Raw genomic sequence first — 21,674 nt, 5'->3', positions numbered from 1 at the left:
ATTATTTTAGAAGATGGTAATCCCCAACTGCCAGCCCAGCCATCCGCGGCCCGTGTTTCCAATGTTGAATCCCGGATAGTCAGCGCCCGGACGCGGTCCTATGTATGGCTTCCCTTCTATATTTTCATCCCTGAAATGCATGGTAAATACAGGGCCTCCGAAAATGGCAAACCCTTTAAAAGGCTTATACATCAGGCTTCCCGTGAGCCGATACAACTGTGAGTTTTCATTTTCCTCTCCCATATGAAAGGTGGATATCATGAACTCAGTGATAACACTCAGCTTCGGACGAAGTACCATCTCACGCCCCACACCATAGCCTACCAGGAAGGAAGCTTTATCTTCGAAATTCATCCCTGCGGTGAGTATGCTGTACAGTTGCCGGCTGCCGCTCTTCCATGCCACATTCGCCGGCAGCATGTCAGTGCTGAACATCGACAGTTTATGGTAACCGTGTTTTACAATATTGATCAGGCCTATGGAATAACCGGTGGTGCTGTCTGCAATATTTATCAGTCCTATCTGCACCCCTTCCACCTGATGTGCTTTGTTAAACAGTGCTGCAATCTGCGCGCCTTTTACGGTTCCTTTTGTTATGTTGACTGCGCCGGCAATTTGTGCACCCTGTATTTCTTTCCCGGTATTGAAAATACCTGCTATCTGCGCCCCGTGCAGCGAATCACCTGCCCTGTTGAAGGCACCGGAAAGCTGTAGTCCTTCTACCTTTCCGCCGGCGCTGGCTGAAATGCCGGCCACCTGCACGCCGTTCACGCTCTGGTGTACATGTCCGACTGCACCGGTAAGTTGGACCCCATGCATAGGGCCGTTGGCCATGTTGGAAACACCGGCAACCTGCACACCGGTAACGGAATCCAGCACATTATTATGCAGGCCTGCCACCTGCACCCCATGTACTTTTCCACCGGTGATGTTGAGTACGCCCGCCACCTGCACGTTATCCACATCTTTTTTTACGATGTTAAATCCGCCTGCAATCTCTACTCCGTCGACCCCGGCGGTGTAGCCACCAAGTACATTCAGGGAAAACTTATTGACAACCTGACCACTCATACGGCCGTGGGTGCCGAACGAAGGAGCCAGCGACACCTGGTAAGGTTTATCTGCAAAAAACTGGCGGATGTTCATACTCTGTGCCTTTTCGCGGGATGACAGGAGGAGCCGGCCAAACCAGGTTTTCTCCACCGTGGAATAGCCTGTTACTTCAATTGTTGGAAGGGTGCGGGTAGAAGGTGAAATCGTTACATTGATCTCCTGGTCCTGCGCTGCCAGCAGCATTAAGGAGGTATCATTATACAGGTCCTTACTAACGCTGATGGCTGCGGCGGGATATTTATCCCTTAACCGCAGCCTGTAAAAACCATCGTTGTTTGTTATCGTGGAGATCAGTTGGTGTCGCTCATATACACTGGCGTTCGACACCCGCTGACCTGTTTGTTTATCCGTGACCACCCCGGTCACATAAAAGAAAGCACCGGGTGGTTTGTATTGCAGGATCAGGTAGTTGCCATATTCTTTATATTGATAATTACCTTCCCCCAGCAGGATGTCCAGCAGTTGCCGCACTGTTTTCCTTTCGACATCGATGGAAACAATACTGTCTTCCGGAACGGCATTGCTCATATACGAGAAGGTAAAATTTCCTTTTTTACCGATCGTTTTGAGTACTTCTGCCAAAGGTTTTTTAGTGAGATGTAAATCCATCACTTTGTTTAACTGCTGCGCAAAGAGCGTTGGTGCCGGCAACAACAAAAACAGTGAAAGTATATAGGTGTAAAATTTTGATGGCATAATTATTTCAGGATATAGGTGTCACCTTTTTTTTCTACTGTTATTTTTCCGTGGTAGGTTTCCTGCAACAAATCCAGGTTTTCCTCAAGGTTGCTATATACAAACACGCTGGTGATTTCCTCATTGCGTATAGCCGTATTGGTTATCTCTATTTTCACCCCATAGGCATTGCTGAAAATTTCAGCCAGCTGCCAGAGCGGTGTATCATTGCATACGAAGGTTTGGGTACGATAGTAATTATACAGTTCGTCTTTATTGGAAGCTTTTACGATAGCGGATGAATTTTTGGTCAATACTGCTTTTTCGTTTTGCTTCAGCTGCACGGTTTCCGCTTTTTTATTTACTTCTACTGCGCCTGTTTCTACGATTACCTCTACTTGTTGCTGATCGCTTTTCACATTAAAGGAGGTACCGAGCACGCGCACCTGTACCTCACCTGTTTTGAGTACAAACGGGTGGGATGGATCGGTAGCCACATTGAAAAAGGCTTCTCCTTCCAGGGTGATATTTCTGTTGGTTTCAAAGTTACTGGCATATTGGATACGCGAGTTTTTGTTGAGGGTGATGATGCTACCATCCGGCAGGGTATCTGTTACCGGGCTGTTGGCAGCTACGAGCTCCAGCTGATGTGCAGCTGGTTTGTTCATCATCAAAAAGGCAATGGTGCCGGCCACTACAATTACAGCAACGGCAGCGGCTATTCGCAGCCAGGGCTTGCGGGTGGCGGTTAATTCCACGACGGGCGTTTCCGGGCGATTAACTCGTTGTTGAAATCGGGTCCAGGCTTCATTTTCATCGGTGGCCACCGGGCTGGCGAGCGTGTGGCTCTGTTCCCAGATTAATTTGAAGTGCTGGAAATACTTTTCGTTATCGGAGCTGGCAGCCATCCATTGACCCACGGCCAGCTGTTCCTCAGCGGAAGCCTGGCCCAGCATGAATTTTACCAGGATATCATCGTTTATATGTTCGTTGAAATTATTCACAGGTTGCTCATTACGGTGTTAAGTAATAATAATAACAGGGGCAGGAAATCCACCAGGTTGTGCCGGAGTATACGCAAGGCTTTGCCCATCTGGTTCTCCACCGTTTTGACAGAAATATTGAGTTTATCGGCTATTTCCTGGTATTTCAGCTCATCGAAGCGGCTCATCTGAAATATGGTCCGGCATTTTTCCGGCAGTTCCAGGAGGGCCGCCTGCAATTTTTCCTGTAGTTCCCGCAGCTGTACTTTGCCTGATGCCGGGTTGGTGTTGGGTGGCGAGGAGTGCTGGTAGCGGGCATGAGCTACATGGTTGGCTTTTACTTTTTCGTGCCGCAGGTAGTTGATGCTTTCATGGTACACGGCCCGGTAGAGGTAACCTGATACCGATTCTTTGATCTTTATTTCACCGGACTTCTCCCAGAGCTTGCAGAATACGTTCTGCACCATTTCCTCTGCCATGATATCATCTTTCAGAATAGTATAGGCATAGGCGTGCAGCCCTTTATAATGGGATTTAAATATCTGCTCAAAGGTTAATGAACCATCCTTTTCCAGTGCAGTGGCAGCGCCGGTATCTTTCAACTCCATGTTGAGGGTTTGGAAACTAAGGTCAAATATAATTCCTTCTGTCAAGTTGGATGTTTTAAATAATGACACCTTATGGAATCCCTACCCCTACGTCTATATAAAAAATTATTTTTACAATTGATAATCAAGGCATTAACATCTCCCTAAAACAAATTTTACCAGCTAACTCTTCAATTTAACAATACCTTATGGAAGCATTAGTAAAACTTTCACAAAAGGCGGATTATTTTGGTGGAAATTATTAATTAATCGACCGAAATGAAGTATCTCTATTCCTTAATGACGCTCTGCCTGATTACTATTGGAGCGTCCGCACAAAAAACTGCCTATATCAATTTTCAGCAGCTGGTAGCTGCGATGCCTGAGTCAAAGAAAGCCGGTGATTCCTTACAGAAGTATGCTGATCAGCTCAATGCTGACGGACAAGTGATGGTAGCTGAGTACACGAAGAGCCTGGTGGAGTTTGACAGCTTGGCTAAAACAATGACTGATCCACAGAAAGAAATCAGGGTAACTGCCTTAAAGCAGCAACAAGCAAATATCCAGGAATATAAATATAAGATGGAAGAGAAGGTGGCGATACGTGAACAGGAGCTGTTGACGCCTATTGTTGCCAAAGCGAAAGATGTTTTAAAAGCGCTCCTGAAGGAAAAGGGGTATGCGCTGGTGCTTGATAACTCCAGAGACGCGGTTGTAGTGGCCAACGAAGCAGATGATCTGTTGCCGCTTGCCAAAGCGAAGTTGGGAATTAAGTAGTGTGGTGGGGATTTTCTGCCAATGAAGCCAGGCTATTGGCTATTAGCTATTAGAGATGATGTTTTGCTCTCCTTACGCCATTCTATTAAACTTCAAAACATCTCCCTAACTGCCAATAGTTGATAGCCTTCCGCTATTTACTAGATGTGTAAACCGTGAGCCAGTAATGACTTCCAACGAGGGTTACTACGTACATATTCTGCTACCTTTTTACTGGTAGGCACCATTCTAACGTTCTGCGCCTGGATTTCTTCCATTACCTTTCCTAACAGCATTGCCGTTACGCCCTGTTTTTCCAGTGTTGGTGGCACTTCCGCGCCGGTAAGGAAAATACGGCTACCGTTTCTTTCATAAATCACTTTCGCCAGTTGACCGCTGATGTGCGCCTCAAATTGTCTGGCTTCCTTGTTGTCGATAATCTTAAAATCCTTCATGATAAATTTAGTTAAATCATACTTGTTACCTGTTCAGGTAAATAAGGGAAAGTATTGTCCAAAAAAAGGAGGTAGATAAATAAGATAGTTGAAGATTGGTTAGCTGGTATGGACATACCCTGGCTTATTTCCAGGTGCAAAGATACGGAATTTCCAGCAAAAACGGTGGTTTTCTCAAAAAGAGGCTAAGATTGTATAAGCACTATAGATGTTTTTTTGTTAGTTAAGGTCGTTTTCCGGTCCACCGAAGGTGGACCGGAAAACGACTGAGGAGAGGCCGAAGGCCTCTCCTCAGTCGGATAAACATCTTAGAACAAACATTAGATCCTGGTACTTATGCACCTTTGCAAAAAGGGCGCGCATAAAAAAAGCCTGACCAGTAATCCTGATCAGGCTTTGAGCGGAAGACCGGGCTCGAACCGGCCACCCCGACCTTGGCAAGGTCGTGCTCTACCAAATGAGCTACTTCCGCAGGGAATGTTTCAATTTTTACATACCTGCCCTTTAGACAGATACAGCACTGGAGCGGAAGACCGGGCTCGAACCGGCCACCCCGACCTTGGCAAGGTCGTGCTCTACCAAATGAGCTACTTCCGCAGGGAATGTTTCAATTTTTATGTATCTGCCCTTTAGACAAATACTGACTGGAGCGGAAGACCGGGCTCGAACCGGCCACCCCGACCTTGGCAAGGTCGTGCTCTACCAAATGAGCTACTTCCGCATTACTGTTAAGATCTTTCCAACAATCGTAACCTGTTGTTACTGTTTCAGGTAGTGTCCTTTTTTCGTTGGGATTGCAAAGATAGGAAACGAAGTTAAATCACAAAATTTCTTTTCAACTTTTTTAATATTTTTTTGCAAAACCATTGCTGTAAAAAAGGCTGAAACCACTTACAGCAAAGCGTTTCAGCCTATAAATTTTTTTATTTATTTTTATTTACAAAGATGTAATTTCAGCTGCATGATTAGTCAAAATGATCTTCTTCTTCGTTTTCCTTTTCTTATTCCACCATACGTAAAAGCCCGTCACTGGCAGTGATCCACAGATCAGACTCACAATAAAAGCGATTATTTTTCCCCAGATACCGGCGATGGCGCCCACGTGAATATCGTAGTTCATTTCTATCAAACGCTCGCCTGCGTTCTTATGTTTGTCATTGCGCCTTTGCAGCAGTTTGCCGGTGTACTGATCAAATTGCAGGGCATCAGGTGCGTAATAGGTTTCTGCGCGGTGATAGCCTGTAATAGTATTTACACCTGTAGGCGTTGCGGCCGTTCTGATGGTAAGACGTTTCATATCAGGTAATATGCGGCGGGCCTCATTAATCGACTCATCCAGCACCTGCAGCTGATTTACACCCTGGGTAACCACCGCCGACGCTTTATCATCCCTGTCCGGTGCCTGGGTGGTGCGTGCAGCCACTACATACACCGTGGCCTGGAACCAGGTAAACGACCATACCATACCGGTAAGAGCCAGTACCAGGGCGATTACCATGGCATAAAATCCCAAAACATTGTGCAAATCGTAGTTCACTCGTTTCCAGCTGGCTTTCCACTTGATCTTAAAGCTTTGCTCCCGCGTAGCTTTCGTCCATTTTTTAGGCCACCACATGATTAACCCGGTAATCAGCAGTATTACGAAGATGAAAGTAGACCATCCTATGATCGGCTGTCCGATCCTATCGTTGAGCAGCAGGTTCCAGTGCATGAACTTAACGATATTGAAAAAGTTATGCTTGTAGTCCACCACACCTGTAACCGCCCCGGTATAAGGGTTTACGTACGCAGTTTCGGAATATTCGCAGATATCAAAATAGGTATTGCCGGCAGGATTGTATTTGTAAGCCATGAACTCCCAGGCTTTGTCGGCTGCGGCGTAGGTAATAATATAATTGACAGGCTTATCGGCCCCGAGATGGGCCTGAGCGGTAGCCCTGAGCTGGGAAACCGGCAGGGTGGCCGTTTGAGCAGGCGTCACAAATATCTGCCTGCGATACACCATTTCATTGATTTCCTTCTGGAATACATAAAGGCACCCCGTAATGCAGATAATGACGATGATAATGCCTGAAGCCAGGCCCAGCCACAAATGCAGCCAGTCAACCATCTTGCGGAAACGCGATTTTCCGCGCTTGTCCTGTTTTTTTCCCTTCCTTCTGAACATAAGATTTAACCATGCAGGCCGCTACGTAACAGCCAACAATACAAAATTCAGACTTTTTGAAATCTTCGCTTAATCGGATCGGGAATTCCATTTACGCCATACGGAAAATAAAAAACCTTCCGGGGAATCCGGAAGGCTCAGGAGATAATTATGTTGAAGCTGATCGCTTATTTATACTTTGGATTGTACAGTGTACTTTCTGGAACAGCTACTTCAGGCTTGCCTTTATACTTGTGTTTGTAGAGATTGTAGCAACCACCCAGCATAAATGCCATCAAACAAAACAATTGCACGTAAAAGATGAATCGGCTGGTAGATACCTTATCTACGGTGATATCGTTCTTATTTTCTACTGTATTGTGTTCCATATTCAGTTTATTTCCGATGCAAACTTACATTAACCAGACAAATAATCAAAGTAAAATTTAAAAAACAGTTTTCCGGGCTTTTTCATGTTTCAGCTCCGAGAATTTCTTATGCTGGAGGAAGTAATATCTCCATATCATAATCCCGTGAAACACGCCACTCAGGGTCATCAACTTCACATCAGGCAGCCTGGAATCATGCTTATAATTCCGTCGCCACCGGCGATAATCGATGTAAGCCTTGAAAATGGCTTTCATATCCTTCGGCTTGCCAGCTGCCAAACTCTTCATTGCCGCCAGGATGTCCAGGAAAAAACGCTGGGATAATACGATCCAGCGGTCTTCGCTATGAAGGTTTTTCCACAGCATCATGAGGTTATTCCGGAAGTTAAGGTACAGCTTGCGGGGATTCCCCTGTGGCAGGCTACCGCCCCCCACATGATAAACTACCGATTGTGGACAATAACAGATCCGGTAGCCCAGTCGCTTCAGTCGCCAGCAGAGATCCACCTCTTCCATGTGGGCAAAGAAGTCAGCATCAAAGCCACCTGCCTCATGAAAGCAATGGGACCTGATAAATAATGCCGCCCCGGTAGCCCAGAAAATATCCTGCGGATCATCGTATTGTCCCAGGTCTTTCTCGGTAGTGTATAATATCCTGCCCCGGCAAAATGTATATCCGAGGATATCCATCCAGCCGCCGGCAGCACCTGCGTATTCAAATTCGTCCCGGTTGTGCCAGGAGCGAAGTTTAGGCTGACAGGCAGCGATCTTCGGATCCTGCTGCATCATCGCCACCACTGGCTCAATCCAGCCGGCTTCCACTTCCACATCCTGGTTTAGCAGCACATAAATGTCAGCCTCCACGTGTTGCAGGGCTTCATTATACCCGCCGGCAAAACCGTTGTTACCGGGGTTGCGGATCACACGCACCTGGGGATAATGCTGTTCCACGTATGCCACGCTGTCGTCCGTAGACGCATTATCGGCCATAATCAGCTGCAGATTACCGTAGGTAGACTTGCATACAGACGGTAAGAACTGCTCCAGGAATTTCTTCCCGTTCCAGTTTAGAATTACAACGGCTACTGATGGCAATACAGACAACTGTTAATACGTTTATGCGTGAAAAATTGATTAAAAGAGATGCAAATATGCAACAAAGGATTTTAATATTTGCTAACGTTTTAAGAATCAGTGAAGCGGATTATATCTTAAATTAGGAGTATGTTTAAACAGTTCATCGGCTGGAAATTTATTCTGGTAACCATTGCCGTAGCCATTATTGCCGCTACCATATGGTTTGTAAGTAACCTGTCGGCCAAAATTCAGGACGAGGAAAGAAAAAAAGTAGCCACCTGGGTAGAAGCTTATCGAGAACTGCTCAAATCCGGCTCGGACGCCAACCTGAACCTGGCCACTGAAATTGTTACTACTAATACCACCATTCCGCTTATCCAAACTGATGCTGCCGGAAATATAGTGGACAGTCGTAACCTGGATACCACCAAAATCTCCCAAAATCCTACCCTCCTGCAGGAACAGCTATTATCATTCAAGCGGCAGCACCCGCCCTTTATTATTGAAATCGATGCGAAAAATAAGGTGTACAACTACGTTTACTATGGCGACTCCCTTATTCTGAAACAGATCAAATACTATCCCTACATACAATTGCTGGTGGTGGCCCTGTTTATCGGCGCCGTACTTTTTGGCCTGTCGTCCACCAACCGCGCCACTCAAAACCTGGTATGGGTGGGGCTTGCCAAAGAAACGGCCCATCAGCTGGGCACCCCGTTATCGTCCATAGAAGCCTGGTTGGAAATACTACGGGAAAACGAGGCTAACGTACCCTTCGTGAATGAACTCACCAAAGATGTAGACCGCCTCAAACTCATTACCGACCGCTTCTCCAAGATCGGCAGCGTACCTAAGCTGGAGCAAAAAGATATCATCCGGCAGATAGAAGACATGGCCGCGTATATCCGCAGACGTGCCCCGCAAAAGGTGCAGATTGGCGTACACACTGCAGAAACCGAACTGCCGGTAATGATCTCTGCGCCGCTGTTTGACTGGGTAATAGAGAACCTGCTGAAGAATGCACTCGACTCAATGGAAGGAAAAGGAAACATCGATATCACGATAGAAAATCATCCTGCCGTGGTTACTGTCGACATTGCCGACACCGGAAAAGGCATTTCAAAAATGAACCTCGATAAAATTTTCCGCCCCGGCTTTTCTACTAAAAAAAGAGGCTGGGGATTGGGCCTATCCCTTGCCAAACGTATCATTGAAGACTATCACAAAGGTAGGCTCAGCGTAAAAAATTCGGAGCTAAATAAGGGTACCACCTTTCGAATCATACTGCGGAAATAAAACTTTTTTGAAAAAATGAATAAATAAATTTGCTCATTTCAAAAAAGCGCTTACTTTTGCATCCCATCTCACACAGATGCCACACAAAAAAACGCGAAGGTGGCGAAATTGGTAGACGCGCTACTTTGAGGTGGTAGTGCCTGAAAGGGCTTGGGAGTTCGAATCTCCTCCTTCGCACAAAGGGTTGAAATCGCAAGGTTTCAACCCTTTTTTGTTGTATACAAAATGCTTCTTTTTTGCATTTTGCAAAATGCAAAAAAATTACAGATAGGCATATTACCAATGTAGCATTCCCCCATGATAACCAACCAATTGCACTCTTCTAAACACCTTTTAATATAGCATTCATCAATCACAATCACCCGGCACAATCTAAATGTTAGGCTTTTTCACCGCACCTTCTCCGTGATCCTGCAAATACAGGTTAGTGGCATGCAACAGGTTTGTCCTTAACTGTTCCATACTTTTAGCGGTTGTACCTACCGGATAAATATCGAAGTCTTTGGCGTACGCTGAATATCCAGTTGTTGTTAGCTCTACAATGAACAGAATCGTAATCAAAGCAAGAAGTAATTTTATGTGGATTCAAAATTATTTCATAACAAGTAATCCTCCATTCCGATTAACAATTGCATCACTATTTACCACCTTAACACTTCCCTATCATCCTATTCCTTAAATTCATATCCGGAATTTATTCAAAAACGAAAACCTAAAATGAAACACAGACTGATAACATCCATTGCCTTGGTCATCCTGTTGCCTGGCGCGGCCTTACAGACATACGCGCAACCTCCATCTCCCCAATTCCAAAAAATTTATGGGCTCATAAAAGAGAAAAACTTTTTTAAAGCCCGGGAGATATATAACACCGATTCCGCCCAACTCTCCATCCCATACCGCTGTTTTGCAGATGCAGTTTTACAAAATGCATTCAACAAACCAGCTGCTTCCGATAAAAAAATCGATGTCCTGATTGCCGGGAAATATGCGCTGCCAGACAGTCTGCGGCTGAAGCTTTTCCGGATTAAGGAAGACAATGCCATAAAGCAGTACGACTACGCTACAGCCTATACGACACTCAACACCGTACTGGCCGATTTCAAAAATCAGCTCACGCAGGAAGAAATGAAGGACATGCAAAACAGCCTGAAAATCTGGAATGCACTAAAAGATCAACCCAAACAAACAATTACCATCAACGGGTATAATGAGCTGAAAATGCATAAGGACAAAGCCGGACTAAAAAACCTGCAAATCACCACCAGCAAAGATACCCTGCCATTTATCTTTGACACGGGGGCTAATATATCCACCATCACGGAATCCACGGCCAAACGAATGGAGATGATCATCATCCCTGCGGCCATCGAAGTATCTACTATTACCGGCAATACGGTAAAGGCAAACCTGGCAGTATGCAAAAAGTTCAGACTGGGTAATATAGATATTGAAAATGCTGTTTTCCTGGTGCTAAAAGATAAGGAACTCTCTTTTCCACAAATCAGCTACCAGATCCATGGAATACTGGGCTACCCGGTGATAGAAGCTTTAAAAGAAGTACAGCTGACCATAGATGACTACCTGATCATCCCTTTAAAAGAAACTGCCATGACAGGCAATTCCAACCTGGCAATAGACGGACTCACACCACTGATTTATATCGACGATATGAACTTTACTTTCGACACCGGGGCTGATCATACCATCCTCTATGCAGCTTTCTACCGGCAAAACAAAACACGTATCGACAAAGCATACAAACTCACGAAAGTGAGTCTTGGCGGCGCTGGCGGACATACCGTACTACCCGGCTTTAAAATCAGCCATTCCTTCACCATTAACGGTAAAAACGTTACGATAAACGATATCTCCCTCCTAAAGGACAACATCAGCAACGAGGCCGGCCATGGCAACATCGGGCAGGATGTAATCAAACAATTCGGGAAAATGACGATCAATTTCGATCAGATGTTTATTAAACTGGATTAACGGGTATACACCGCCGTTCCGGCTTTATATACAGCTTCTATCTGGTGCGTATTGGTAATATCTGTAAGCGGGTTGGCCGACAGTACCACCAGATCTGCTGTTTTACCCGCTTCCAGGGTGCCGTATTGATTAGTGGTGCCCAGCACCTTTGCTGAGCCCAGTGTTGCCGCCCGCAAGGCTTCCGCAGGCATGAGTCCTACCCGCACCAGCAGTTGCAATTCCAGGTGCTCCGAATATCCCTGTACCCGTATGGGCTGCGCACCGGAGTCGGTACCCATTGCAATCACCACTCCTGCATCATGCAGCTTCTTTACATTTTTCGCGGCGTTTTCCACCGCGTTACGGTTACGGTTGTACGCAGGAGAGTTCTTTATTTTGTTCTGATAACCAGCATCGCTCACCATGGCCACTACACCGGGTTCCACGGCACGGAGGAAAAACGGATCGGTTAACCAGGCAGGAGTTCCTGCGTAGGAGTATGCATATTCATCCAGGGATAAGGTTGGAATGTAAATAACATCGCGGCGCTTCATTTCCTGCACCAGCGCATCGTCTATCACGCTGTCGCGTATACTGTGCGCCAATATATCCACCCCACTCCTCACCAGCTTACGTGCGTCCGCCAAATAGTACACATGTGCTGCCACTTTCCAGCCGTGTTTATGTGCCTCCCGGATGATGGCCTGATAAGTGCTGCTGTCCATCTTCTTAAACGAACCGCCAAAATCATCCAGCCAGAGCTTAATGGCCACCGGCTGCAATTTTACCAGGCTATCCATTTCACTGGCCACCTTCTCATCACTCATAGGCCGATAGGTTTTATTCATACCCATTTCCACCGGCGGCGCTCCGCCAGGCACACCAAAACCATAGGCGGCGGAGAATAGTCGCGCCCCTGGCAGCAAGCCACTTTTCAGGGAATCATACAAATGATTTTCATACAATGAAGGCCTGTCCGTGCCCAGGGAGAGTACATTCAGTACCCCATAGTCCTGGTAACGTTGCAGCTGACGAATAATATTTTCGCGGGTATAGTTTTCACCTGAGGTAGTAGTGCCTTTGAGCATACCGATGTGCATATGCGCGCATATCAGCGCCGGCATAACAGTTTTACCGCTGAGGTTCACCACGCGGGCTCCTGCAGCGGAAAGCCCCTTGCCTGTTTTCACGATTTTACCGTTACGGATAAGGATATCCGTATGCGGAATGGCAGTGCCACTTTTTCCATCTATGAAATTGGCATCTTTCAGCAGCAGGTCCTCCGCGGCAGGCGCCGGCAGGGCAGATAGCAGGAACAGCGTGGGTATGCAAAGGATCAGTAATTTCCGGATCATAACAAACAGCTTTGATGACTTAAGTTACCAAATTATGTGATGATCCGGAAACGCCTATGCAAAAAATCCGGTCGCCTGCCGGTACATACTGGCAAAGCCTTTGAAGTCGTCCGGGCTGGGTTCGGCAAGTGCGCTGCCGGCGGCCCACTCTTTCTTATAAGCCCGTGCAAAATCCGTTACATTTTTCACATCCATGTTTACAATTTTGCTGGTATGACCACCAATGTAGATGCCGCGTTGCTGGATACGGTCCAGCAGCATAGTTAAGCAGCCGGAGGCATGCTGAAAAGCGAGGAACAGCCGGGGCTTGTTGGTACCATTTTCATTTTTGAGTACCACGCCCGCAATCAGCGGATCGTACACGGCGGGCCAGCGGCCGGAGTCGGCCTGGAAACCGGAATAATTTTCATTAATCCCACTGCGGCCATTGCCGCTTTCTTTACGGAAAATCATGTAGCAGGCGCGCTTCACTTCAGCAGGGTAGCCCATGCGCCGGATGATGTCGATTACGATGTCCATACTCACCGCAGTACGGCGAAAAGGAAGCATTGGCTTCTCAGGATAAGCGTTTTTCATTTTCAGGGGTTTTGGAGTTAATCAGTCTGGGGTCACAATTGAATACAAATATACGAATAAAGGTTTAGCACAATTTATCCGCATCCGGCACTGCAAAGGAGGTAAACCTTATCTTTACGTAATTTTGTAAGACAATTATGGGTACATCAATCACTTGTCCGAATTGCAAACACCAGTTTGTAATGGAAGACGCCTTCGCAGCGGATATAGAAAAGGAAATGCGCGGTAAAATGGCTACTGAATGGCGCAAAAAGCTGGATGAACTTCAGTCTGAAAAAAACACACTCCTTTCAGAAAAAAATAAAATTGCTGCCGAGCGCCAGCAGATGGAATCGCTGCGCCAGCAACAGGAAGAAGAAATAAAAAAACGGGTACTGCAGGAAAAACAACAACTGCAGGAAACCCTCGCCCAGGACCTGCGTAAAAGCATTATGGCTGATTTCGACAACCAGGTGAAAATGCTGCAGCAGGCCAACCTGGAACAGGAAGCCAGACTGAGCGAAGCACGGCAGAAAGAACTGGATTTCCTCCGTAAAGAGCAGGAACTTAAAAACCGCGAAGCAGAATTAGAACTGGCCACCGAAAGGAAACTGATGGAAGCCAGGACGCAGATGCAGGAAGCTATCCGTAAGGAAGAAGCCGAGCGCAACGCCCTCCGTGATACAGAACACCAGCTGCGACTCCGCGAACTGGAAAAGCAACTGGAAGACCAGCGTAAACTGGCGGAGGAAATGAAGCGCCGCGCCGAACAGGGTTCCATGCAGCTGCAAGGGGAAGTACAGGAACTCGTGCTGGAAGAAATGCTCCGCCATAGCTTCCCGTTTGATGAAGTGGCACCGGTAGGCAAAGGGGTACGCGGGGCCGACTGCATCCAGCTGGTAAGAAACCGGTTCGGACAGGAATGCGGCCGCATCATCTACGAAAGTAAGCGCACTAAGGAATTCACCGAAGGCTGGATCGAAAAACTCAAAGCCGACATGCGCTCCCAGGGCATCGATGTAGCCATACTCGTTACCCAAACCATGCCACGCGGCATGGATAAATTCGGAGAAAAAGACGGCGTATGGATCTGCACCTTCGCAGAAGTGAAGGCCCTCGCCCATGTACTCAGAGACGGTATCATCAAAGTATTCAGCGCCGTAAGCACCCAGGAAAACAAAGGGGATAAAATGCACATGCTCTATGCGTACCTCACCAGCGGAGAGTTTGCCGAGCAATGGAAAGCCATCAGAGAAGGCTTTATGTCTCTCAAACTATCCATACAAAAGGAAAGAGATGCCATGGAGAAAATATGGAAAGCCCGCGAAAAACAACTGGAAAAAGTACTCCTCAACGCCGCGCATATACACGGCTCCATTGAAGGTATTGCCGGTAGCGATAGCGTAGACATGAAATTACTGGAAGACGCCGCAGACGATCTGCTGGATTAATCCATTAATTTTATTCAAATGTGTAAATAATTATTAATTTAGATGATTATTATTCATTTTAAGTGACCTATGCAAAATCCGGAGCAAGCGTACCAAGCCATCATTTTTGACCTGGGCGCCGTACTTATAGACTGGAACCCACGCTATCTATATAGAAAAATATTCAACTCAGAAGCAGAAGTAGATTACTTCCTGCAACAAATTTGTACGTTCGACTGGAATGAGGAACAGGATGCCGGCAGGAGCCTGGTGGACGCCACCGAACTGCTCATCCGGCAGCATCCGCAGTTTGAGGCCGAAATAAGGGCGTATTATGGCCGCTGGAAGGAAATGCTGGGCGGAGAGATGGCCGACAGTGTAGCCCTGTTAAAAGAATTAAAAGAAAGCGGGAAATACAAACTCTACGCACTCACCAACTGGTCCAACGAAACATTTCCACTCGCACTCGTGCAATACCAGTTTTTGCAGTGGTTTGATGGCATCGTTGTTTCCGGAAGAGAAAAACAACGTAAACCATCTCCCTCCATTTTCAAACTCCTCCTCGAACGCTACCAGGAAAGTCCTGAAAAATCATTGTTTATCGATGATAATTTACGAAATGTAAATGCTGCCAGAAATGTGGGCATCGATAGCATACATTTTACCAGCGCCCTCCAACTCAAAAATGAATTGATGCATAAGAAAATCCTGAATTAAATTTTCTGCGTAATATGTAAAGAGCTACCACTGTTAACCCACTCCCTATTTTATGATTCTATTAACAGTTACAGGATAAACCTGCTGTAACTTTGCACCATCTAATGCGTTGAACAATAGATAAAACGTGAAATTTCCGTTGACCCGTTTCGTTTAGTTCAAGAGGAAACCATAATTAGAAATTAATACGCCAGGAATATGAAAAGAACAATTTATTTACTCAGCAGTATTGCTGCCCTCGCAGCATTGATATCTTTCAGCGGTTGTGGCAAGGATCCACTAAAAGATATGACAGCTGAGGAATCCAGGATTTACATTACCAACCACGACAGCCAGGCCAATTTTAAATCTTACGCCACTTTCAGTATCGTGGACTCCGTTGCCGTATTAAGTAACCGCGCAGATACTGCTAAAAAAGCACTCACCGATTACGATAAACAACTCATCTCATCCGTATCTGCTGCGATGCAATCGCGTGGTTATACCCTCGTGGATAAAGCGGCCAAACCCGACCTCGCGGTAGCGCTTACACGCATCGACAACTCCTTTACAAACGTAGCCTGGAACCCAGGCTGGTGGGGCGGTGCATGGGGCCCCGGCTATTGGGGATACCCCGGTGGCGGATGGTACTGGCCAAGCTACTACGTAGTATACCAGGTGAATGAAAAACAAACTGCTATTGATGTATTCGACCTCAAAAATCCGACAGCGGATAACAAGTACGTATCTGTATGGAACGCACTGTGGAGAGGCTCCGGCGTATGGAACACTGACAATGTAGCCAGCATGGTGCAGGCATCCTTTGATCAGTCGACCTACCTGACCAACAAATAATCAATAGTATCGTGAACTTTAAATTGATCGGAAGATGAAAAAGATATTAAACTGGATAATGATTTTCGCCGGCGTATTCGCCGCACAGGCAGTATCAGCACAGGTGCGCCCACCTTTATCAATAGACGTAAATTATTCCGTGGCCTCCCCACTCGGTTCCCTGAAGGATTACTCCGGCAAAACCAGCTTCAGAGGCTGGACCGCAGGGTTGCAATATATGCTGAACGATCAGCTGTCAGTAGGACTCCGTACTGGTTTCCAGGACTTCAACGAAAAACTCCCACGCGCCGTTTATCCGGATAAGTTAGGAGATGTATCTGCTGTGCAAACACGTACCCTGCAGGTGATTCCTATCCAGGCTACCGCCGGCTGGGCTTTTACCAAACCCGATAAACCAGTGATCCCTTACGCAGCCGTAGGCGTGGGTGTGGCCAATATGGATTACAAAAAATACTGGGGGCAGTTTGTAGAATCAGATAACAGCTGGCAGTTTATGGTAAGTCCGGAAGTAGGGGTCAACATTCCTTTCGGACAGGCATCACCTGTACTGTTCAATGCTAACGTAAGATATAACTACAGCCCATACAAAATGGGAGATATTACCAACTTCAATTCCGTGCAGTATAGCGTGGGATTCAAGTTTCACCTCAACTAAGCATTTTATCCATATTCAATGAAGGGCAATTGTGAGAATGGCGTCCCGCAGCTGGTTTAGCGCTGCGGGATTTTTTTATTTCAAACGCTCACCAAATCCTTTCGTATAGGCTTCACGTATAGTACCATCATTGGCCCTGTACACATATAGTGCTTCCAGCTTCAGTTCCGGGTGTTTTTCCAGCCAGGCAATACCTTCTTCCACCCCCATTAAAATCAGCGGATTATCAAAAGCATCCGCAGTAAAGCAATCCGGCGCCAGGACGGTTACGCTGATAATGTGATTATGCAGCGCCTGCCCGGTGCGTGGATCAATCGTATGTGCATATCTTGTTTTTCCCTGGTCAAAAAAACGACGGTAGTTACCACTGGTAGCAATGCCTTCTTCTGCCAGTCGCACCATTCCGCTCACGGGCTCGTAAGTAGTGTCGCCGGGTGCGGGGCGTTCGATGCCTACCCCCCACCGTTTATGCTGCTGATTGTATCCTTTGGCACACAGCTCTCCGCCTACATCTACGAGGTAATGCCGAATACCACGTTGTGTCAGCAACTTGCCAATAACATCCACCGTATAGCCTTGCCCGATACCATTACAATCTATTTTCACCCCTTTTTTGGTGGCCTGCAGTTGATTTTCTTTTATAGAGAGATAGGAACTTCCCGTTAGCTGCAATGCGGCGTGAATACTATCGGCTGGCGGAACACCCTTAAAGGAGGGTTTTTGCACCCCAAATCCCCAGAGGTACACTAACGGCTGCACGGTAATATCAAACAGCCCGCCGGTAGTGTTATAGGTACTGATGGCCTTTTCCACCACCGCTTTCATATGTTCATCCATGGCGACGTGGCCGGTAGCATTAAATTGGTTAATGAGTGATCCCGGCTTGTACAAGGACAGGGATTGATCGATTACCCGGAATAGGGAGTCGATCGCAGGTTGCAGGGATGCGGTATCGGCCGACAGGTATTTAACCACAAAGTACGTGCCCTGGGCTTTTCCCTGGCAGGTAATTAATTTCAACTCAGTTGTATCTGTAACGGGGCCGGATACACGTTGTACGGCAAAAGAATTGGCACAGCAAAGCAGCCATGCGGCTGCTCCGGTAATAAATTTCAGCATGTTCACTATTTAAATGCGTCCAGGCCGGTGATATCCATACCTGTGATCAGCAGATGTATTTCATGTGTTCCTTCGTAGGTAATCACGCTTTCCAGGTTCATCATATGGCGCATGACGGAATATTCGCCTGTAATGCCCATGCCGCCCAGTATCTGGCGTGCATCACGTACAATGTTGGTCGCCACTTCGCAGGAATTTCGTTTGGCCATACTGATTTGTGCAGGCGTGGCTTTGCCTTCGTTTTTCAATACGCCCAGTCGCCAGTTCATCAGCTGCGCTTTTGTGATTTCCGTTACCATCTCTGCGAGCTTTTTCTGAATCAGCTGAAAGCCTGCGATCGGTTTACCAAATTGCACTCTTTCCTTTGCGTAGCGAAGGGCAGTGTCATAACAATCCATAGCAGCCCCGATAGCGCCCCAGGCAATACCGTATCGGGCGGAGGAAAGGCAGCTCAGTGGCCCTTTCAGGCCCTTCACGCCTGGCAGTATATTATCTTTTGGAACGCGTACATTGTCGAACACCAGTTCCCCGGTGGCACTGGCACGCAGGCTCCATTTATCTTTTATTTCAGGGGTAGAAAACCCAGGCATGCCGCGTTCTACAATCAATCCATGTATCACGCCTTCTTCATTTTTAGCCCAAACCACCGCAATGTCCGCAAAAGGGGCATTGGAAATCCAGAGCTTGGCGCCATTGAGGATCACGTGATCGCCGTCGTCTCGGAAGTTGGTGGTCATGCCGCTGGGGTTGGAGCCATGGTCAGGCTCCGTGAGTCCGAAGCAGCCCATCAGTTCTCCTGTGGCTAATTTAGGGAGATACCACTGCTTCTGTGCTTCACTGCCAAAGGCATGGATCGGATACATTACGAGCGAGCCCTGCACGCTGGCAGTAGAGCGGATACCGCTATCGCCACGTTCCAGCTCCTGCATCATCAGTCCGTAGGAAATATAATCCAGTCCTGCACCCCCGTATTCCGCAGGAATGGTAGGGCCGAAACAGCCTATACTGCCCAGTCCCGGCAGGATGTGTGACGGGAATTTAGCCTGCTGGCAGCTATCCTCAATAATCGGGGAGATTTCCTTTTTTACCCATTGCCTTACTGCATCGCGGATCAGGAGATGTTCCTCGGTGAGCAGGGCGTCCAGGTTAAAGTAATCGGGCGATTGAAAGAGGTCTTGTTTCATAACTGCCTTGGTTTTGGTTTACAGCAAGATACGAGATATAACGAATTGATGAGAACAGTATTTTTTTGAATATTAACACGCTAATTTATAAGAAGTTAGTACTTTCGGTACAAATTCGAGAGCTATGGCAAGCAAAGTGATTCCTGCGCTGCTGTTGTTGGGATTTTTAGTCATTGTAATGTTATCGTTTCGACCAACAACCCCTTTACGATCCATTGCTTTAACTGCCCTGCCAGGCAAAGCTAAACCTGCACCAGCGTATGAAATGAAACGCTATTGGATGGTATTCCTAAAAACCGGTCCGAATAGAACGCAGAGCGATGCTACTGCGGCAGACATTCAACGTAAACATCTGGAAAACATTACCAAACTCGCCAATGAAGGTAAAATTGTAGTGGCGGGCCCTTTTGGAGACAATGGGGAACTGCGGGGCATTTTTATCATGGACTGCAAGGACAGTCTGGAAGCCGTATCGCTGGTGAATACGGATCCGGCGGTGGTGGCGGGGCGACTCTCCTTCGACATTAAGCCCTGGTGGACGGCGAAGAACTGTGTGTTCAAATAGCGCGAAACGCCGCAGGTATAATAATTTCGCGGCACCACACTCGTGCAACACCAAAACGGGAGGAGGCCAGCGAAGAAATTGTGTTCAAATAAAAAAAGCAATGTTGCACCCACTTTACAGTTTGCAACACTGCTCTTTTATCTCTCTGAAAAAAAAATTTACAATGTACCTACTGCGATCTGGCTCAGGTAAGAAGCCATTTCCAGCTGGTATTGCTTCGCTACTTTTCTTGCTTCTTCTGCAAAATCTTCTCCATTGCCGGCATAAATAATAGCGCGGCTGGCATTTACCAGCAGTCCGCAATCTTTATTCATGGCCTGGCGGGAAATTTCTTCGAGGCTACCGCCTTGTGCACCCACTCCCGGTACCAGGAAGAAATGGTCCGGCACCAGTTTGCGGATGTAACCCAGTTGTGAGGACTGCGTAGCACCCACCACAAACATCAGGTTGTCAGGAGTACCCCATTGCATCCCTGCTTTCAGTACTTTTTCAAACAGGAATTCATCGCCAAACTGCTGCAACTGGAAATCCCTGCTGCCTTCGTTGGAAGTGAGTCCCAGCATAATAGCCCATTTTTCAGGGAACTGCAGGAATGGCTCCACACTGTCGCGCCCCATGTAAGGAGCTACGGTAACAGAGTCGAAATTATAAGTATCGAAAAAAGTTTTCGCATACTGGGTAGAAGTATTGCCTATATCTCCCCGCTTTGCATCTGCAATGGTGAAGATGCCGGAAGGGATATACTCAATCGTACGCTGCAGGCTTTCCCAGCCGCGGATACCCATGCTTTCGTAGAAAGCTGTGTTAATTTTGTAGGCAACGCAAAGATCTTTCGTTGCATCAATGATTGCCTTGTTAAAAGCGAACACCGGATCTGCATGAGAGAGCAGGTGTTTTGGAATCTTTTGCAAATCTGTGTCAAGACCTACACACAGATAAGATTGCCTTTCCTTGATCAGATTCACCAATTCCTGTCGATTCATAGTCGGTATAATTTGGGGCGCAAAGGTAAGCAAAAGTGGCCCAATTAAAGATATTTCATTTTATCCTGATAACTGCCAGCCGTGGTCAATAAATTTTTATTGCTCCGTTTGAGGCCGCCTGCACTGCATTTCAGCAGCAATACGCACGCTGTTTTCGTCACCTTTTTCCTGGAGATTTGCAATAACGTTGAAGTAGTCCTTATCCTTTTTATTGGCACTCAGTTTATAATTTGCATTAATATCTCGTACTTCAATTTCAAAACCAACAATGGCTTTAAAATTATTAGCGTAAGATTTTTCATCTATATCTGCTATGGTCACCGGGCATTTAGATGCCGCTTCATAATGTGTTACCAGTTCATCCAGGTTTTGGTGCAGTTCTTCATCTGTCAAAATCCTGGTTTTGCCGTGCACGTGAACGGCCATATAGTTCCAGGTAGGAATTCTTTCCTTTTCATACCAGGAAGAGGAGATATACGCATGGGGCGCAGAAAATATTACTAAGGTATCCTGCTTGCCAAAGTAATGCCATTGCGGGTTTGCTTTTGCCAGATGACCTTGCAGCACATATTGCCCGTCAGGCTTTTGTTTGAGCACCAGCGGCAGGTGTGTGGCCTGGGGAACATTATTTTCATCCGTATCCACGACCAGCGCAAAGCTGAATTCGCGCATGAACGCTTCAATTTTATTCCAGTCGGTTTCCTTATTTAAATTGGCGGTGAGCATAAAGTTGGGATTGGCAGGTAAAATACAACAAAAATGCTTAACAATTATTCCTGTTGGCGCCCTGCTGCACCGGTGGCGCAGAAGGGCGCTAACGCAATCGGGA

General features: G+C 46.7%; 22 protein-coding genes and 4 tRNA genes. 9 read left to right on the top strand and 17 right to left on the bottom strand.

Translation table 11 applies throughout. From position 1 onward, the window contains the following. Positions 1–6 precede the first annotated feature (6 nt). Genes BUB18_RS27540 through BUB18_RS27530 form a run of 3 tightly spaced genes read right to left on the bottom strand, consistent with a single transcriptional unit; the run spans position 7 to position 3,424 of the window. Complete coding sequence (locus BUB18_RS27540) at positions 7–1,809, bottom strand: hypothetical protein (RefSeq protein ID WP_083550918.1); 1,803 nt, start codon at positions 1,807–1,809, stop codon at positions 7–9. 2 nt (positions 1,810–1,811) lie between these two features. Further along, entirely contained in the window at positions 1,812–2,792 is a 981-nt protein-coding gene (locus BUB18_RS27535; protein WP_083550916.1) for a FecR family protein, read from the bottom strand. Continuing rightward, a complete protein-coding gene (locus BUB18_RS27530) occupies positions 2,789–3,424 on the bottom strand; it encodes an RNA polymerase sigma-70 factor (protein ID WP_245805747.1) in 636 nt (211 codons plus the stop codon). Before BUB18_RS27530 ends, BUB18_RS27535 begins: the two co-directional genes overlap by 4 nt. A gap of 213 nt (positions 3,425–3,637) precedes the next feature. Here BUB18_RS27530 and BUB18_RS27525 point away from each other — a divergent pair, with 213 nt between their 5' ends. After that, positions 3,638–4,135, top strand: coding sequence for an OmpH/Skp family outer membrane protein (locus tag BUB18_RS27525; RefSeq protein ID WP_083550914.1), 498 nt, complete (start codon positions 3,638–3,640; stop codon positions 4,133–4,135). A 140-nt stretch (positions 4,136–4,275) separates the two neighbouring features. Here the strand turns inward: BUB18_RS27525 and BUB18_RS27520 are convergent, their stop codons facing one another. From BUB18_RS27520 to BUB18_RS27490, 7 genes are all read right to left on the bottom strand, one after another. Beyond that, positions 4,276–4,569 carry a GNAT family N-acetyltransferase gene (locus BUB18_RS27520; RefSeq protein WP_073087363.1) on the bottom strand — a complete coding sequence of 98 codons (294 nt, stop codon included), beginning with the start codon at positions 4,567–4,569 and terminating at the stop codon, positions 4,276–4,278. Positions 4,570–4,968: 399 nt separating this feature from the next. Beyond that, positions 4,969–5,041: transfer RNA gene (locus BUB18_RS27515), tRNA-Gly, on the bottom strand. A gap of 49 nt (positions 5,042–5,090) precedes the next feature. Next, positions 5,091–5,166 (bottom strand) — tRNA-Gly (locus BUB18_RS27510). A gap of 48 nt (positions 5,167–5,214) precedes the next feature. Then, a tRNA-Gly gene (locus BUB18_RS27505) sits at positions 5,215–5,290 on the bottom strand. A 216-nt stretch (positions 5,291–5,506) separates the two neighbouring features. Beyond that, a complete protein-coding gene (locus tag BUB18_RS27500) occupies positions 5,507–6,736 on the bottom strand; it encodes a PepSY-associated TM helix domain-containing protein (protein ID WP_073087361.1) in 1,230 nt (409 codons plus the stop codon). A gap of 167 nt (positions 6,737–6,903) precedes the next feature. Next, positions 6,904–7,104: a hypothetical protein gene (locus BUB18_RS27495; RefSeq protein ID WP_073087359.1), complete on the bottom strand. Its 201-nt coding sequence runs from the start codon at positions 7,102–7,104 to the stop codon at positions 6,904–6,906. Between the two features lie 57 nt (positions 7,105–7,161). Continuing rightward, positions 7,162–8,208, bottom strand: a complete 1,047-nt coding sequence (locus BUB18_RS27490) for a glycosyltransferase family 2 protein (RefSeq protein ID WP_073087357.1) — start codon at positions 8,206–8,208, stop codon at positions 7,162–7,164. A gap of 120 nt (positions 8,209–8,328) precedes the next feature. Here BUB18_RS27490 and BUB18_RS27485 point away from each other — a divergent pair, with 120 nt between their 5' ends. Next, positions 8,329–9,477: a sensor histidine kinase gene (locus BUB18_RS27485; protein ID WP_073087355.1), complete on the top strand. Its 1,149-nt coding sequence runs from the start codon at positions 8,329–8,331 to the stop codon at positions 9,475–9,477. 93 nt (positions 9,478–9,570) lie between these two features. Next, positions 9,571–9,654, top strand: a tRNA-Leu gene (locus BUB18_RS27480). Between the two features lie 195 nt (positions 9,655–9,849). Here the strand turns inward: BUB18_RS27480 and BUB18_RS27475 are convergent. Then, positions 9,850–10,038: a hypothetical protein gene (locus BUB18_RS27475; RefSeq protein ID WP_073087353.1), complete on the bottom strand. Its 189-nt coding sequence runs from the start codon at positions 10,036–10,038 to the stop codon at positions 9,850–9,852. Between the two features lie 156 nt (positions 10,039–10,194). Between BUB18_RS27475 and BUB18_RS27470 the strand changes: the two genes are divergently transcribed. Further along, on the top strand, positions 10,195–11,469 hold the full coding sequence (locus BUB18_RS27470; protein WP_073087351.1) for a retropepsin-like aspartic protease: 1,275 nt from the start codon (positions 10,195–10,197) through the stop codon (positions 11,467–11,469). On the opposite strand, the gene BUB18_RS27465 is transcribed toward BUB18_RS27470, so the two are convergent. Next, a complete protein-coding gene (locus BUB18_RS27465; protein WP_073087349.1) occupies positions 11,466–12,803 on the bottom strand; it encodes an amidohydrolase family protein in 1,338 nt (445 codons plus the stop codon). The genes BUB18_RS27470 and BUB18_RS27465 overlap by 4 nt on opposite strands. 54 nt (positions 12,804–12,857) lie before the next feature. Continuing rightward, the gene (locus BUB18_RS27460; protein ID WP_073087347.1) at positions 12,858–13,379 is read right to left on the bottom strand and encodes a hypothetical protein; all 522 of its coding nucleotides are present in this window, start codon (positions 13,377–13,379) and stop codon (positions 12,858–12,860) included. Positions 13,380–13,516: 137 nt separating this feature from the next. Here BUB18_RS27460 and BUB18_RS27455 point away from each other — a divergent pair, with 137 nt between their 5' ends. From BUB18_RS27455 to BUB18_RS27440, 4 genes are all read left to right on the top strand, one after another. Next, the gene (locus BUB18_RS27455) at positions 13,517–14,809 is read left to right on the top strand and encodes a DUF2130 domain-containing protein (protein WP_073087345.1); all 1,293 of its coding nucleotides are present in this window, start codon (positions 13,517–13,519) and stop codon (positions 14,807–14,809) included. A gap of 69 nt (positions 14,810–14,878) precedes the next feature. Then, positions 14,879–15,505, top strand: a complete 627-nt coding sequence (locus BUB18_RS27450) for an HAD family hydrolase (protein WP_073087343.1) — start codon at positions 14,879–14,881, stop codon at positions 15,503–15,505. Positions 15,506–15,703: 198 nt separating this feature from the next. Then, positions 15,704–16,339 carry a DUF4136 domain-containing protein gene (locus BUB18_RS27445; protein ID WP_073087341.1) on the top strand — a complete coding sequence of 212 codons (636 nt, stop codon included), beginning with the start codon at positions 15,704–15,706 and terminating at the stop codon, positions 16,337–16,339. 34 nt (positions 16,340–16,373) lie between these two features. After that, positions 16,374–16,994, top strand: a complete 621-nt coding sequence (locus BUB18_RS27440; RefSeq protein ID WP_073087339.1) for a porin family protein — start codon at positions 16,374–16,376, stop codon at positions 16,992–16,994. 75 nt (positions 16,995–17,069) lie between these two features. Here the strand turns inward: BUB18_RS27440 and BUB18_RS27435 are convergent, their stop codons facing one another. Together BUB18_RS27435 and BUB18_RS27430 are read right to left on the bottom strand one after the other, a co-directional pair. Continuing rightward, the gene (locus BUB18_RS27435) at positions 17,070–18,113 is read right to left on the bottom strand and encodes an FAD:protein FMN transferase (protein ID WP_083550912.1); all 1,044 of its coding nucleotides are present in this window, start codon (positions 18,111–18,113) and stop codon (positions 17,070–17,072) included. Between the two features lie 5 nt (positions 18,114–18,118). Further along, on the bottom strand, positions 18,119–19,297 hold the full coding sequence (locus tag BUB18_RS27430) for an acyl-CoA dehydrogenase family protein (RefSeq protein WP_073087337.1): 1,179 nt from the start codon (positions 19,295–19,297) through the stop codon (positions 18,119–18,121). 124 nt (positions 19,298–19,421) lie between these two features. Here BUB18_RS27430 and BUB18_RS27425 point away from each other — a divergent pair, with 124 nt between their 5' ends. Further along, positions 19,422–19,862: a YciI family protein gene (locus BUB18_RS27425; RefSeq protein WP_073087335.1), complete on the top strand. Its 441-nt coding sequence runs from the start codon at positions 19,422–19,424 to the stop codon at positions 19,860–19,862. A 158-nt stretch (positions 19,863–20,020) separates the two neighbouring features. Here BUB18_RS27425 and pyrF read toward each other — a convergent pair whose 3' ends face one another. Both pyrF and BUB18_RS27415 read right to left on the bottom strand, forming a co-directional pair. Further along, positions 20,021–20,845 (bottom strand): orotidine-5'-phosphate decarboxylase, encoded by an 825-nt coding sequence (gene pyrF, locus BUB18_RS27420; protein WP_073087333.1) that lies wholly within the window; start codon positions 20,843–20,845, stop codon positions 20,021–20,023. Between the two features lie 96 nt (positions 20,846–20,941). Further along, positions 20,942–21,571 (bottom strand): FMN-binding negative transcriptional regulator, encoded by a 630-nt coding sequence (locus BUB18_RS27415; RefSeq protein WP_073087331.1) that lies wholly within the window; start codon positions 21,569–21,571, stop codon positions 20,942–20,944. Positions 21,572–21,674: the final 103 nt, after the last annotated feature.

This window comes from Chitinophaga jiangningensis, from assembly GCF_900142605.1.
Classification (GTDB): Bacteria; Bacteroidota; Bacteroidia; order Chitinophagales; family Chitinophagaceae; genus Chitinophaga; species Chitinophaga jiangningensis.
The sequence above is the reverse complement of the archived record's forward strand: the minus strand, read 5'-3'. Positions and strand labels throughout refer to the sequence as shown.